Source organism: Streptomyces sp. NPDC047841, from assembly GCF_040704085.1.
Classification (GTDB): domain Bacteria; phylum Actinomycetota; class Actinomycetes; order Streptomycetales; family Streptomycetaceae; genus Streptomyces; species Streptomyces argyrophylli.
The window spans coordinates 153,153-167,236 of the sequence record NZ_JBEYRP010000018.1; the positions used below are offsets into that span (position 1 = coordinate 153,153).

10 protein-coding genes are annotated in these 14,084 nt (G+C 71.8%); 7 read left to right on the forward strand and 3 right to left on the reverse strand.

From position 1 onward, the window contains the following. Positions 1–551 precede the first annotated feature (551 nt). From AB0947_RS29355 to AB0947_RS29365, 3 genes are read left to right on the forward strand one after another with little or no spacing between them, the layout of a single operon-like run. Complete coding sequence (locus AB0947_RS29355; protein WP_366753359.1) at positions 552–1,259, forward strand: alpha/beta fold hydrolase; 708 nt, start codon at positions 552–554, stop codon at positions 1,257–1,259. After that, on the forward strand, positions 1,256–2,080 hold the full coding sequence (locus AB0947_RS29360) for an SDR family oxidoreductase (protein WP_366753360.1): 825 nt from the start codon (positions 1,256–1,258) through the stop codon (positions 2,078–2,080). Before AB0947_RS29355 ends, AB0947_RS29360 begins: the two co-directional genes overlap by 4 nt. A 40-nt stretch (positions 2,081–2,120) precedes the next feature. Continuing rightward, positions 2,121–5,117, forward strand: coding sequence for a non-ribosomal peptide synthetase (locus AB0947_RS29365; protein WP_366753361.1), 2,997 nt, complete (start codon positions 2,121–2,123; stop codon positions 5,115–5,117). 13 nt (positions 5,118–5,130) lie between these two features. Here AB0947_RS29365 and AB0947_RS29370 read toward each other — a convergent pair whose 3' ends face one another. After that, positions 5,131–6,162: a C4-dicarboxylate transporter gene (locus AB0947_RS29370; RefSeq protein WP_366753362.1), complete on the reverse strand. Its 1,032-nt coding sequence runs from the start codon at positions 6,160–6,162 to the stop codon at positions 5,131–5,133. A 312-nt stretch (positions 6,163–6,474) separates the two neighbouring features. Between AB0947_RS29370 and AB0947_RS29375 the strand changes: the two genes are divergently transcribed. Beyond that, positions 6,475–8,586 (forward strand): LamG domain-containing protein, encoded by a 2,112-nt coding sequence (locus AB0947_RS29375; RefSeq protein ID WP_366753403.1) that lies wholly within the window; start codon positions 6,475–6,477, stop codon positions 8,584–8,586. Between the two features lie 397 nt (positions 8,587–8,983). On the opposite strand, the gene AB0947_RS29380 is transcribed toward AB0947_RS29375, so the two are convergent. Beyond that, a complete protein-coding gene (locus tag AB0947_RS29380) occupies positions 8,984–9,925 on the reverse strand; it encodes a ScbA/BarX family gamma-butyrolactone biosynthesis protein (protein WP_366753364.1) in 942 nt (313 codons plus the stop codon). Positions 9,926–10,040: 115 nt separating this feature from the next. Here AB0947_RS29380 and AB0947_RS29385 point away from each other — a divergent pair, with 115 nt between their 5' ends. Then, complete coding sequence (locus AB0947_RS29385) at positions 10,041–10,685, forward strand: ScbR family autoregulator-binding transcription factor (RefSeq protein WP_366753404.1); 645 nt, start codon at positions 10,041–10,043, stop codon at positions 10,683–10,685. A gap of 178 nt (positions 10,686–10,863) precedes the next feature. Further along, positions 10,864–11,616, forward strand: coding sequence for an SDR family oxidoreductase (locus AB0947_RS29390; protein WP_366753365.1), 753 nt, complete (start codon positions 10,864–10,866; stop codon positions 11,614–11,616). Between the two features lie 83 nt (positions 11,617–11,699). Here AB0947_RS29390 and AB0947_RS29395 read toward each other — a convergent pair whose 3' ends face one another. Then, the gene (locus tag AB0947_RS29395) at positions 11,700–12,884 is read right to left on the reverse strand and encodes a transposase (protein ID WP_366753366.1); all 1,185 of its coding nucleotides are present in this window, start codon (positions 12,882–12,884) and stop codon (positions 11,700–11,702) included. A 356-nt stretch (positions 12,885–13,240) separates the two neighbouring features. Here AB0947_RS29395 and AB0947_RS29400 point away from each other — a divergent pair, with 356 nt between their 5' ends. Continuing rightward, positions 13,241–13,819 carry a ScbR family autoregulator-binding transcription factor gene (locus tag AB0947_RS29400; protein ID WP_366753367.1) on the forward strand — a complete coding sequence of 193 codons (579 nt, stop codon included), beginning with the start codon at positions 13,241–13,243 and terminating at the stop codon, positions 13,817–13,819. Positions 13,820–14,084 lie beyond the last annotated feature (265 nt).

Here is a 14,084-nt window from a genome sequence, read left to right on the forward strand (position 1 = left end):
GTCCCGGCGGCCGGCACAGACGACGCGGCCGTCAGGACGGCGTCGGCGGGAAAGCCTGTCACGGACCGCTCGGCGGTCTTCGCCCCGGGCCGGGTGAAGGCGCTCCGAACGGCACGGCCCGGGCGATGCCGCCGGTCGCCAGGGCAGTGGTCCACTCGGAGTGCGCGGGGGCGTTCATCAGGTCTCCAGCGTCGGAATGCTCGGCGCAGCCAGCTTCGGCACCCCACCTAGAACCCCGGTCAAGAAGCGGTTGAGAACGTGACCGCGACGGCCAAGGCACCCTCAAGGCCGGCTCAAGCACGCCGTGACACAGTCGCATCGCCTCGCGCGCCGAGGCACGTCACCGTGCAACGGACCGCGCGAGACACCGTCCGGGCCACGGCACGGACAGGCCGCTGACCGGCAGGCGGCTGCCGCGACGTCCGCGAGCACCGTCCTGGCCGTCCCGCGCCGCCCAGGGGCGCATCCGGTGCCGCGCGCCACCCCCCGCCCGCGCACAGCCCGTCCCCGACCGACAGCCTGTACAGGCGACTGACAGGAGCCGTACCCCCATGACCGTTCCCCTGCTGTGCTTCCCCTTCGCCGGAGCAGGCGCCAGCTTCTTCACCCCCTGGCAGCGCTACGACCTGAAGGCCACCCGGGTCCACCCCGTCCAGCTCCCCGGGCGTGAGCGGCGCCTCGACGACCCGCCCTTCCCCGACGTCTTCACCGCGGTCGAGTCGCTGGCCGGCGAACTCGTCGCCCAGGCCGGTCCGCCGGCGGGACCGGTGGCCCTCTTCGGCCACAGCTTCGGGGCGATCCTCGCCTACGAGATGGCGCGCCACCTGAGCGAGCGGCGGGGGATGACGGTGGCCCACCTCTTCGTCAGCGGTTCGGCCGGCCCCACGACCAGGCGCGAGGCCGGTGCCACCGGGCTTCCGGACGAGGAGTTCCTGGCCCGGGTGCGCGAGTTCGCCGGGTACGACCACCCGACGCTGGCGGACCCGGACCTGCTGGAGCTGCTGCTGCCGGCCCTGCGTTCCGACGTGGAGATGCACGAGGCGTACGTACCGGCCGCGACCGACCCCCTCGACGTGCCGATCACGTCCGTGCGCGGCCTGGACGACACGCTGGTCTCGTCCGAGCAGGCACGTCAGTGGGAGACGGCCACCCGGTCCGGGTTCCGCATCGAGGAACTGCCCGGCGGCCACATGTACCTGACCGAGTATCCCGGACCGCTGCTGAAGCTCATCGACGACGAACTCAAGGCGTGGGCATGAGGCTGCGCGGAAAAACGGTCATCGTGACGGGCGCCGCCCGCGGCATCGGCCGCGCCTGCGCCGAACTGCTCGCCGCCCACGGCGCCGACCTGGTGCTGGTCGACGTCGCGGACGATCTCCCCCTCGTGCCGTACGCCCTCGGCAGCGAGGGCCAGCTGGCCCACACGGAGAAGCTGTGCCGGGCGCACGGCGCCACCGTCGTCTCCTGCCCCGCCGACGTACGTGATCTCCACGCCGTCGAGGCCACGGTCGCGACGGCCGTCGAGCGCTTCGGACGGGTCGACGCCGTGGTGAACAACGCCGGTATCGCCGCCCCGTCGGGCAAGGCGGTCCACGAGATCGCCGAGGACGAGTGGAACATCATGCTGGACGTGGACCTCTCCGGGGCCTGGCGCATGACCCGGGCGGCCGGCGAGGTGATGGTCCGGCAGCGCTCCGGCAGCATCGTCAACGTCTCCTCCACCGCCGGGCTGGTCGGCTACCGCAACTTCGCCGCCTACGTCACGGCCAAGCATGGTCTGATCGGCCTGACCCGTGCCGCCGCCCTGGACTACGCGCCGCTCAAGGTACGCGTGAACGCGGTGTGCCCGGGGTCGGTACGGGACGACCCGGTGCTGGAAGGACGCATGCTCTCCGAGATAGCCAAGTCCCTGGACGTGCCCGTCGCGGAGCACGAGGAGATCTTCGTCCAGGCCCAGCCGACGAACGAACTGGTCGAAGCGGGCGACGTCGCCGAAGCCGTGCTGTGGCTGGTCGGCGACGGCTCGCGCGGTGTCACCGGCAGCGTGGTCACCGTCGACGGCGGATTCTCGGCCAAGTAGTACGGCCGCCACGGCCCGCACCTGCGACAGGGAGCCCCAGATGTCAGCGGTCCTGACCGCATACGAGTCACACAACGCACTTCCGCGCACCGAACGTTCCCGCCCCAGCGACCAGCACGCGGTCGTCCTCCGCGCAGACCGGCGAGTGGACCCGGAGGTCCTCGCCGAGCGGCTGCGGGACGTCGTCGAGGGGTGTCCCGTACCCGGCGAACGAGACCTCTGCGCGGTGGTGCGGCGCGGTGCCGGGACATCCCGGACGGTGTGGCTGGAGACGGTGCCGCACCGCTCGGACGACCCCCGGGCGGTGCGGGCACTGCACCGGGAACTGCTGCGGCCGGTACCCCGGTACGGTCCGGCGCCGGTGCGCCTCGTGATCCTGCGCTGCACGGACGGCGACCGGCTCGTCTTCACCGCGGCACGGCGGTGTCTCGACCGGGCGTCCCTCACCTCGGTCGCCAGGGCCGTGACGGAGAACCCCGACGGCCCGGTGCCGCGGCTGTGGTGGGACCTCCCGGTCCCGGGCCCGGACGACGGGGCGGAGTCGGCACGGGTGGCGAACGCCGGCGTGCGCGGCGCCGACAGCGGCCCCGGCTGCCGAGCGGCACACCGGTTCACGGTTCCCGCGGCCGGCCACCGCCCGGCACCGGCGGCGCCGGAACTGCGCGCCGCCCAGCTGGCCGCGGTCGCGTACACGGCGATGCGTTACCTGGACCGCGCCGAGGCGACCGTGGACGTGGTGCGGCGCCGCCACCGCAGCGCCGCCGTGCTGGGAGCGGCGGAGGAAACGGTGCCGCTGACGCTGACGGAGACGGACACCACGGGCGGGCTGCTCGCGCAGGCGCGGTCCGCCCTCGACGGTCTCGCCCGGGCCACAGGCGCCGGATCCGGGCCCGGGGGCGACGGCGAAGGCGAGATACCGCGGATCACCGTGGCGTTCGACGACGACAACCCCGGCGGTGACAACCCCGGCGGCGAGGTGTCGTACTTCCCCGGCACCCGGCCCGGCACCCCCCTCGCCGTCCACTGGTTCGACCAGGGCTCCGACGGACTGGAAGGGGTGTGCCTCTTCGACGAGAGCAACCATGACAGGACCCTCGTCGAACAGTTCTGCCGGCACCTGACCGCGGTCCTCGGACAGCTTCTCGGACAGCCGCCCACGACGCCCGTCGACCGTCTGCGGATCCTGGACGACGAGGAGGAGGCCGCGATCCGGGCCCTGGCGGACGGAGGCCCGCTCGACGCGGAACCCCGCTGTGTCCACCGTGCCTTCGAGGAGGTCGCAGCCGCCCAGCCCGACGCCGTGGCCGTCGCGTACAAGGAGGAGACGCTCACCTACCGCCGGCTCGACGCGCGGGCCAACCGCTTCGCCCACGCGCTGAGGTCCCTGGGCGTGGGGGAGGGGGACCGGGTCGGGGTCTGCATGGAACGCTCCGCCGATCTGGTGGTGGTGCTCCTGGCCGTCCTCAAGAGCGGAGCGGCCTACGTCCCGACCGACCCCGGCTATCCCGCGGAGCGGATCGCCTACACGGTCAAGGACGCCGGTCTGCGGCTCGTGATCGGCCCCGACGAGGACTCGGGGCCGGGCATCGCCGGGGTCCGCACGGTGTCCGTCGGCGACCTGGCGTCGCGCGCCGAGCAGGAACCGGACACACCCGTGCCCGACCGGACCGACCCGGGACGGCCCGCGTACGTCATCTACACCTCCGGCACCACCGGCCACCCCAAGGGGGTGCTCGTCCCGCACCGCAACGTCACCGCACTCGTGGAGGCCACCCGCTCGGACTTCGCGCTCTCCGCCGACGACGTGTGGTCGCAGTTCCACTCGGTCGCCTTCGACTTCTCCGTGTGGGAGATCTGGGGCTGTCTGCTCACCGGGGGGCGGCTGGTGATCGTGCCGTACTTCGCGGCCAGGTCACCGCAGTCCTTCCTGGACCTGCTGGTGTCGGAGCGGGTGACCGTCCTGAACCAGACGCCCTCGGCGTTCGGCGAGCTCGTCCGGCTCATGGGACCCGGCGCGGGCGAGCAAACGGTGTCGGTGCGGCTGCTCGTCTTCGGCGGGGAGGCGCTCGACCCCCGTGTCCTCAGGCCCTGCCTGGACGCCGACGGCTGGTCGCGGTGCCGGTTCGTCAACATGTTCGGCATCACCGAGACCACGGTGCACGTCACGGCGCAGACCGTGACCCGGACCGAGATACTGCACGGCGACCGGTCGGTGGGCCGCGCGCTGCCGGGCTGGCGGGTGACCGTCCGGGACAGCAGGGGCCGGCTGCTCCCGCGGGGCGTACGGGGCGAGATCCACGTCGGTGGCGCCGGCGTGGCGCTCGGCTACCTCGACCGTCCGGAACTCACCGGCGAACGCTTCCTCGACGATCCGGCCGACGGCGGCACCGTGTACCGCAGCGGCGACTGCGGCAGGCTCCTCCCCGACGGCCGCATCGAGCACTGGGGCCGGCTGGACAACCAGGTCAAGATACGCGGCTACCGCATAGAGACCGACGAGGTGCGGGCCGTCCTGCTGGAGGACCCGGCCCTGTCCGACGCCGTGGTGGTCCCCGGCCCCGACAACGTCGGCGGTCTCCGGCTCGACGCCTACCTGATCTTCCGCGACGGCGTGCACACCGGCCACGCCACGGCGGAGGTGCGGGAACGCGCGGCCAGGACCCTGCCGCAGTACATGCTGCCCAGCACCTGGACGCCGATCACCGAGATCCCCCGCACGATCAACGGGAAGCTGGACGCCGGCAGGCTGCCCGCACCGCGGCCCGGCGCGCCGGAGAACCCCGTCGGCACGGTGCCCGGACCCGAAGCGTCCGAGGCGGCGGAGACCGGGCTGCTCGCCCAGGTGTGCTCGGTCTGGAGCGAGGTGTTCGGCTTCGGCGTGGGGCCCGACCACGACTTCTTCGGCATCGGCGGGAACTCCCTGCTCGCCACCCGGCTGACGGCCCTCTTCCGGGAAAGGGGCCTGCCGGCCCCGCAGACACGGGACCTGTACCGCAATCCCACGCCCAGAACGCTCGCCGCCCGACTGGAGCGCTGACCGGGCCGGCGCTTCAGCAGGTCGCCGTCGCCGTCGCCGGCTGCGCGGTGCGGCCGGTGTGGTGACGGCGCATCCGGTGGAAGGGGACCAGGGCCAGGGAGCGGACGGCGACGGCTGCGATGACACCGGTGGCGACGGCGACCACGACCCAGCCCAGCGGGGTGCTCCACGGCGCCCCGGTGAGGGACAGCAGCCGTATGCCGTAGGTCGCGCTCGCCGCGGTGGTGAAGGTGAGGGCCCAGAAACCGAGGCCGAAGGGCAGCTGCAGGTAGTCCTTCACCAGGACGAGGTGGGGCAGGAGCAGGGCGGCCATCGCGCCGAGCAGGATCTCGTGGACCGTTCCGGGCCGGCCCCCGGTGATCGCCCACCAGGCGTTGCCCGCGACGGCGGGCGGCGCCGAGAAGATCGCCAGGGTCGGCAGCAGCGGCCGGGGGAGTTCGGGACCGGTCGCGAAACGGGCCAGCAGCAGGCTCCCGGTCAGCAGCCAGAACAGCATGCCCGCGGCGAACAGCACCTTCGCCGCACCGGGGTGACCGATCGTCGCGACGGACTGGGCCGAGATCAGGGACGCCGCGACCGTGGGCAGCAGATGCCCCCCGTGCAGCGTCGCCGGGTCGCGCGGCACGGTCAGCAGCCTGGCGACGAACCACGCGCCGAAGCCGGCGCCGAGGGCCAGCATGACCCACACCAGCCCCCTCCCCACCAGCGGGAACCACACGGCGAGCCGGGCCGACATCAGCGAGGCGGCGGCGGGCACGAGGGCGGCGAACGGGCCGAGAACGGGGTGGCGCAGATCGTCGGCGACCTCGCGCGGCCCGAGCCCGGCCGCGGCGTAGCGCAGCACGGTCACCACCCACGCGGTCGCGGCCACCACCCAGAGGACGGTCCCGATCACCCGCGGCGCCCCGAGCCCGGCGGCGGCCGTCCAGGTCGCGGCCAGCCCGGACAGGCCGAAGGAGATGCCGAAGGCGTTGAGCGGAAGCCTGCCCCGGACGCGCCGCGCGGCGTGGCCGGACCGGCCCGGACGGGGGGTGGATACGGACATCGGGACTCCAGTGGTACGGGCGGTCGACGCCCTGCTTCCGAGGACGCTCCGATCTTGCGGTGTCGCCGTGGCATGAGTCCAAGGAATGATTCTCATCGGTTCGATAGGTGTGGCGCATGAGCGGTGCGCGAGAACAGGAGGACCCCCGGCCCCGCGAAGACGCAGAGCACGCACGAGCGAACGGAAAACCCTTTCGGCGCTGTCGGTGCCGGCTGTTAGCTTCATGCGACTCGCGTCGGACTCGAGCGCCAAGCGCTCGCGAAGGAGGGCTACTTGACCAGGTTCGGAAGGACGGGCGGGAGCAGACGGACGGTGGTGGGCGGCTGTGCGGCGGCACTGCTGGCGATTGCTTCCGGTACTGCGTACGCGGTGGACAACCTGCCGCCGAAGCAACCGCTGCTCCAGGATCTCCAGACCCAGAGCAAGCCCTGCGCCACCGGTGACGCCACGCCGTACGTGTCGGCGCCGCCCAGGCTCAGTGCCCTGCTGTACGACCCGGAGGAGGACAACCGGCCCTTCGAGTCCAGCCCGGTGCAGGGCGAGTTCGAAGCCTGGTGGACGGACCCGGCCGGGGCGGAGCAACGCCGTACCTACACGACCTCCACCTTGTCGTCGGGCTCGCGGTTCTACTGGACGTTGCCGGACGACACACCCGCGAACACGGTCGTCTCCTGGCACGTCCGCGCGAACGACGGCCAGGCGAAGTCCGCATGGAGCGATGAAGGCGACGGCTCGGTCTGCTCGTTCGTGTACGACGACGCGAACCCGGAGAAGGCGGCGATCAGCTCCCCCGAATACCCTGAGCCCGAGGACGTGTTCTGGGTGGACGGGGTCGGCGTCTACGGGCACTTCACCGTGGACTCGCCCTCGGACGACGTGGTGTCGTACACGTACAGTTTCCTGGACGGCCCGCATGGCACCGTGTCCCCCGAGCGGCCGGGCGCTGCCGTGACCATCCCCTACCTGCCGCTGACTTCGGGACCCAAGAATCTGACGGTCCGGGCGATCGACCGGTCCGGCCGCAGCAGCGGAGAGACGCTCTACCGTTTCAACGTGAAGTCCGGGCGTCCCCCCGTCGCCCGCTGGAAACTGGACGACCCGGCAGGCTCCCGGACGGCCTCCGCCGAGACGGGCGCCCCCGCCCGGGCCGGCACCGGAGTCACCTTCGGCGGTCCGGCGCCCTCGGGGACCGGGACCACCGCCGCAGTGCGCCTCGACGGCGGCGGTCACGGCTTCCTCACCCCGGACGCCGCGGTCGCCGACACCGGCAAGTCGTTCGCGGTCAGCGCCTGGGCCCGCCCCGCTGCAACCAGTGGGACCATGACCGTCGCCAGCCAGGACGCGGACGTGCGGCCCGGCTTCACCCTCGGGCTGCGCACCCCGGGCAGCGGGCCCGTCTGGTCGTTCACGATCGGGGGCGCGACGGTGTCCGGCGGCGCGCCCGAGACCGGAGAGTGGGCCCATCTGGTCGGGCTGTACGACGCCGAGACGGGTCGCGCACACCTGTACGTCAACGGTCATGAGGTCGGCAGCCCGACCGAGGCGACTCCCGCCGGGACGCCCGGCGCGTTCCAGATCGGACGGGCGCAGGGTGCCACCGGGTACCGCGACCGGTGGCAGGGCGACATCGGCGACGTACAGGTACACGACCGGGTCGTCGTACCGGGCGAGGCGGCCGAACTGGCGCGGCGCAAGCCGGAGTCACGCGGCCACTGGTCGCTGGAGACCGAGGCGGACGGCGCGAGCCCCGAGCAGTCGGGCGGCGCACCGCTGCGGCTCGGCGGGGGAGCCTCGATCCACCGCGACTCCGGCGACGGCTGTCTCCCGGAGATGGACCCCGACTGCGCCTACGCGCCGCCGGCCCTCGTCGGCGAGGGGCATCTGCACCTGGACGGCGAATCCGGCTACGCCGCTGCCGACGGACCCGTCGTGGACACCGGGGACAGTTTCACCGTCGGTGTCGTCGTACGCCTCGCGGACTCCGCACCGGCCCACCCGATGACCGTGCTGTCGCAGGCCGGCGCACACACGGACGCGTTCAAGGTGCGTTACGAGCCGTCCACGTACACCTGGCAACTGGTGATGCCGGAGAAGGACGAGGCCGGAGCCCGCGAGACGGTGGTGGCCCAGATCGAGGGCGCGGACGGCGGCGAGGGGCCGGGTCACCGTCTCGCCGTGACCTACGACGACGGAACCGACACGATCAGGCTCTACCTCGACGGTCAGACGAACGCCGGGGCGACCGCGAGCCTGCCCGACGGCTGGCACAGCACCGGTGCCCTCCAGATCGGTCGGGGCAGAACCGGTGACGGCTGGGGCGAGTACCTCCACGGTGACGTGGACGAGGTCCAGGCCTTCTCCGGCGCGCTGCGGGACACGGACGTGCTGGGCCTCGGCTCGGGGACGGATCCCTGCCTGTGCTGATCCGTCCGTGCTGAGCCCGGAGCCCTCCAGGGAACTCGGCAGCGGGAAGGCGGCACTTCCGGCTTGCGCCGCGGTAGCCGCAGCGGCCCTGCTTCCCACCTCTTGCAGCCAAGGCTCCGAGGGCCCGACACGCGAGTCCCCGGGCGGATCAGCACTCTGTAGAAGGAGTCGGTGCCTGTGAGCGCGGTGTCCCGTCCGCCTTTCAGGGGGACACCGCCTCGCGCCCGTGGTCGCCGCTTCCACCGCGTCCACCGGCGCGGGGTGCGTGGGGGAGGCCGCAACGGCCCACTCGCCGGAGGCGCGATGCCGCCTCCGGCGTACGTCCGTCCTCGTCGCGCTGTCGAACGTTCAGCCCCGGCCGGCACGGAAGCCGTTGGCGCCGCCGGGGGCCCCGGCGTCACGCCAGGGCGAGGGCCGGGTGGAGCAGGGCGGGCCGGAGCTGGACGGTGACGCTGGACGTGAACGCCTCGTGGCCGTCCTGTACGCCGGTGATGTCGACGGTGTCGGGGCTGCCTTCGGCGGTGCCGCGGCGTGTCGTGGTGACGAGGCAGGGCTTGTCGAGTTCGACGTAGCGCAGGAACGTGGTGTCGAAGCGGGTGGGCACGGCACGCAGCGGATGGACGGTGGCGATGGCGGCCTGGCTGCACGCCTCGAGCAGTACCATGCCGGGCACGTGGTCGTGCGGATGGTCGAACAGCACCGGGTGGGTCGTGTCGACCCGCAGCAGCCAGGAGCGGGGAGCCCGGGTGGCGGTGAGGACGACATCGCCGGTTCGGCGGCTTCCCGTCAGGATGGGTGCCGGTGCGGAGGGCGGGAGCGCACGTGAAGTCGCCGTACAAGGGTCGGCGTACGGGCCGCGCAGTCGGTCGTAGATCGCTGGGGGGTGCGCGCTGTAGGCCACGTGGGCTGATCCGAGGTGGTGACCGTCGCGGGTCGCCTCGACGGACGCGGTGAGGCGCACGGACCCCCGCTTGCGCGGTGTGACGTGGGAGTGGGTGACCGTCAGGCGTATGTCCGGGTCGCCCTCCTCGCTGTACAACCGGCTCGCCGCCACCGCTAAGTTGAAGGTCTGCCAGCCCATGCGGCTGGACAGCGGGACTCCGAAGGCCGTCCTGGAGATGAGCGCCAGGGCCTGCCTGATGCTCTCGGTGAGTATGTGAGGGTCGTAGCCGCTCGGGTCGGAGGTGTAGTAGCGGTGGGCCCGGGGCCATTGGGCGGTGACGACGTGCGTGTCGTCGGTCTTCGCGGCCAGTGCGCGGACGAGCACCTCGCTCACGTCTGTCTTGCCGACGTAGCGGTGCAGGTCAGGCGGTAGGGAAGCCATGCTGCTGTGAGACATGTGATCCTTTCCGGAACATCATCGTTCGAGCCGCGTCTCCGCCGGGAAACATTCGAAGATAAAAATAGATACGGTTATGTTTCTTGTCGAGAGGGTGACTGGAGACGTGGGACGGATGACGGGTAGAAGGTCGGCGCCGCAGCAGGCGAGGGCGCAGCGGACGCGCGCCGAACTCCTGCGGGCCGCGGCCGAGGTCTTCGCCGAGCAGGGCTTTTTCGCGACGACCCTGACGAAGATCACGGATCGCGCCGGAGTGACGCTGGGGGCTATGTACTTCCATTTCAGGAACAAGGAGGAACTCGCGCGGGAAATCGTCCAGCTACAACCGGAACGACTGAGGCCGGTTCTTGACGACCTGGAGTCGGAGGGACTCCAGTTCTCTGTCGACGTCACGCTCAGCTGGGCTCACCAGATGATGGACGACGTCTTCCTGCTGGCGGGCGCGCGCCTGGTGATGGACCAGGAGTTCTTCATGAACGGGGAACAGAACTCGCATCAGCAGTGGACGGGGGTGCTGGTGGAGAGCCTCAGGGAGGCCCAGCGCCGGCGTGAGGTACGGGCGGCCGCGGAAGTCGAGGCGGTGGCGCGGTTGATCGTCAACGCCTGCACGGGCGCGCAGATGCACGCGCATCTGGAGACGGAACGCCAGGACCTGCCACTGCGCGTCCGCGACATGTGGCGGTGCCTGCTTCCCGCCGTCGCCACGCCGTCCGCGGCGGGCAAGGTCGCGATGGACGAAGAGCGTTACCTGTCCCGTTAGTCGCCGTGGGGCGCGATCCGGGAGTGAGTCCGGGGGCAGTGGTCGCTTCGAACGTCTCGAACCCGGTCAACTCGGCAGCGGATTGGTGGAGTTCGGAGCGGACGGCGGTGGTCTCGTGCCACTGTGTGCGCAGTGATGTCGCTGTCGGTTCGTCCACGCTCACTTCACGGGGGGTCGCGTGCTCGCGGGAAAGACGATCATGATTTCGGGTGCTTCCAGCGGTATCGGGGCGGCGGCTGCTCGCCTCTTCGCCCGCAGGGGAGCCCAGCTCGTGCTGATGGCGCGCCGGGCGGAGTCGCTGCGGAAACTCGCCGAGGAACTCGCCGCTGACGGAGCCCGGGCTCGCGCCGTCGTCGGGGACGTGACGTCGGTGGAGGACGTCAAGTGCGCCGTCGACGAGGCCGTCCGGCACTTCGGCCGTCTCGACGCCGCGTTCAACAACGCCGGCTGGGGCACGGCGGGCCCCGCCCTTCACGAGGTTCCCGACGCGATGTACGACCAGATCATGGACGTCAATGTCCGTGGGGTCTTCAACTGTCTACGCGAGCAGATACCGGTCATGCTCGAGCAGGGCGAGGGTGGGGCGATCGTCAACACCTCCTCGACGGCGGGACAGGTGGCCACCGGCGCGGTGGCGCCCTACGTCGCCGCCAAGCATGCGGTGATCGGTCTGACGAAAGCGGCGGCGGCGGACTACGGCGGCCGGGGGATCCGCGTCAACGCGCTGGTCGTCGGGAGCACCAGGACAGCGCTGATGGAGGCCGCGATGCGCTTCATGCCGTCGGAGGAGGCCGCTTACACGCGGGCGATCCAGCGGCGACTCGCCCTCCCGGAGGAGGTGGCCGAGGCCGCCGCGTGGCTGTGCAGCGATCAGGCTTCGTTCGTGACCGGGGCCGCGATGGCCGTGGACGGCGGAGTCGGCGCGGTCTGACCGACCGCCCTCGGCGACTCGTGCCCTCCAGCGCGGCGCTGCCGGTGCCCGAGCTGCCGCCCTCCAGCACCCGAAGCGGACGCTCAGGCCGGTACGCCGCGCAGCGCCCGGCCGGAACGCAGGGGAGTGCCTGCCAGCCGGCGGTAGGCGTGGGCCGCCGACATCAGCGTCATGAAGTGGTGCCAGCCCGGGTAGGAGCGGCCCTCGAAGTCCAGCAGCCCGAAGTCCTCCTCCAGTTCACGGACGCACGCGGTCGTGGGGACGAGGTGCTCGGTGAGGAGGCGCAGTTCGCTCAGGCGGCGGCGGACCATGTTGGTCAGCCAGATCCGCTCGGGCTGATGCGGGTCGGTGAACAGCCGCAGGACGCCGTGCCGCCACGCGCCCGCCGTGGGGACGGGCAGGCGGGCCAGGCAGGTGAGTCCGCGTCCCGCGCGCTGACCGTGCCGCAGGGCGCTGCGGGCGTGGAGGACGGAACTGGCGGAAGGGGACAGCATCAGCGTGCGCCGGCCGTCCGAGGAGGGCAGCTCCGCCAGTCCCGTGGCGGACGGGTCGATGGCCATGACGGGCAACGCGGGCGGCACGGCGATCACGAACTCGTTGCGCTGGCGCAGCAGTGCGCACGCCAGGTCGGCCGTCGGCCGCGCGCCGCTCATGTCGGCCACGAGCGGGGCCGGTGTCAGACCGTGGCACCGCCTGAGCCTGTCCGCCATCTCCAAGGCGTCGGCCCACGGGGGTAAGGACCGGGCGTCGCCGGGAATCCGCGCCCGCCGGCGCAGGTGGGGGTGCATCCAGCGTTCGGGGAGGTGCAGACGCCAGTCCACGGGCACCGCCGTCGTGCCGTCCGACATGAAGAGCCCGACCGACATCTGGCCGTTGACGTGCTGGCCGAGATGGGGCACGAAGCGCCGGTGCACACCGCAGGAGTGATCGCCCCGCTTGGCGGCGACCGTCGTGGAGACGGTCCACGCACGTGGGGACAGGCGTGCGTCGCTCCAGCGCGCCAACTCGTCCCGCACCGGCTCCCACTCCCACGGACTGGAGTTGACGAACTGCTGAAGCGACTGGAACGCCGTCGGGGACGCCGTGGAGGCCGCGGCCAGGCGCCGGACGGTCTTCTTGCCCGGGACCGTCAGCAGGCCCTGGAGGTAGGCGTGGCCCCAGCGCCTCTGGTCAGCGCGTTGCAGATGGGCGAACACGGTGTCCGTGAACGTGGACAGGCGGTCGGCGGAGCCATGCGGGCCGACCGGGGGCGGGTAGAGCAAGGACATGACAATCCCTTCTCTCGGGAGCTCATAGAATAATTGAGTCAACTATGTTTTTGGCGAGTCGGGAATCGGACATTGCGCTGGGGGGCAAACCGCGAGAGTGGAAGGCCACGGGGGCGCGCGCGAGCCGAAACAGGCCATCTCGGCCGAGCGTGTGGGGAAGTTGGACTTGTGGCAACGGCCAGGTGACCGCGAGGCTTGGTGTTCCGTTGCATGATCGTTCAAGGGGATGCGGGATGCCAGCCGCTGACCGCGTCGCCGCAGTGGTGAGTCCGGTCGGCAGCCCTCGCGCAGCCCTGAGGGAGGCCCGCGCACGCGACCGTGGCCGCCAGACAACCAGATAGCGTCCCGGAGCACAGATGCAGGAAAGAGCAGCGCGTACACGGCGCGCGTTGGTGCAGGCGGCCGCGTCGGAGTTCGACCGCTACGGCTACGCCGGCACGTCCCTGGTGCAGGTGTGCAAGACGGCCGGCATCACTACCGGTGCTCTCACCTTCCACTTCCGCAGCAAGAGCGAACTGGCCGACGCCGTCCAGGCGGAAGGGTGCACGGCCATCCGGCGAGTCGTCGAACACTTCGCCCGGGGGCACAGCCCCGCCCTCGAACGGCTGGTTGAACTCACCCTCTCGCTGGCGCGGCTGCTGGAGGACGAGACGGCCGTACGGTCCGCGGCGCGCCTGACCCGGGAGCGGCCTGCCAACGACCTCGGCTGGGCGTCCTGCTGGCTGCCGGCCGTGGGGGAACTGGCGTACCGCGCCCAGCGCACGGGTCAGCTGCGTGCCGGCACCCAGCCGGCCGCGGTGGCCCACCTCGCGGCCTACCTCCTGGTCGGCACCGAGATGCGCGTACGGACCTCGCTGCAGGCCGCCCGCGAACCGGACGCGGTCCAGCAGCTGGAGCAGATGTGGAACCTTGCGCTGCGCGGCATCATGCCGTGAGCGGCGGGCTGTCGGCCGGGCGCCGTGGGCTGGGGGGCGTGGGGCCTGGGCTGTGGGGTGTGGTCGTGGGTTGTTAGCCGTGGGCCGTGGCTGTGGGCTTTGGGTCGTGAGCCCTGTGCCGTGAGACCCCTGGTCTGGGTAAGCGGTGAGCCGTGAGCTGGTGAGCTGCGGGTCGTGAGCCCTGAGTCGGGCGTCGTGGGTCTTCGGTCGGGCGCCGTGGGCGGTGGTGTGTGAGTCGTGAGCTGGTGAGCCATAGGCCGTGGCC

Coding starts and splice junctions, on each gene's coding strand:
- AB0947_RS29385 (WP_366753404.1), top strand. CDS start 10,041: ATGACGGGTAGAAGGTCGGCGCCGCAGCAGGCGAGGGCGCAGCGGACG.
- AB0947_RS29365 (WP_366753361.1), top strand. CDS start 2,121: ATGTCAGCGGTCCTGACCGCATACGAGTCACACAACGCACTTCCGCGC.
- AB0947_RS29395 (WP_366753366.1), bottom strand. CDS start 12,884: ATGTCCTTGCTCTACCCGCCCCCGGTCGGCCCGCATGGCTCCGCCGAC.
- AB0947_RS29370 (WP_366753362.1), bottom strand. CDS start 6,162: ATGTCCGTATCCACCCCCCGTCCGGGCCGGTCCGGCCACGCCGCGCGG.
- AB0947_RS29380 (WP_366753364.1), bottom strand. CDS start 9,925: ATGTCTCACAGCAGCATGGCTTCCCTACCGCCTGACCTGCACCGCTAC.
- AB0947_RS29400 (WP_366753367.1), top strand. CDS start 13,241: ATGCAGGAAAGAGCAGCGCGTACACGGCGCGCGTTGGTGCAGGCGGCC.
- AB0947_RS29355 (WP_366753359.1), top strand. CDS start 552: ATGACCGTTCCCCTGCTGTGCTTCCCCTTCGCCGGAGCAGGCGCCAGC.
- AB0947_RS29360 (WP_366753360.1), top strand. CDS start 1,256: ATGAGGCTGCGCGGAAAAACGGTCATCGTGACGGGCGCCGCCCGCGGC.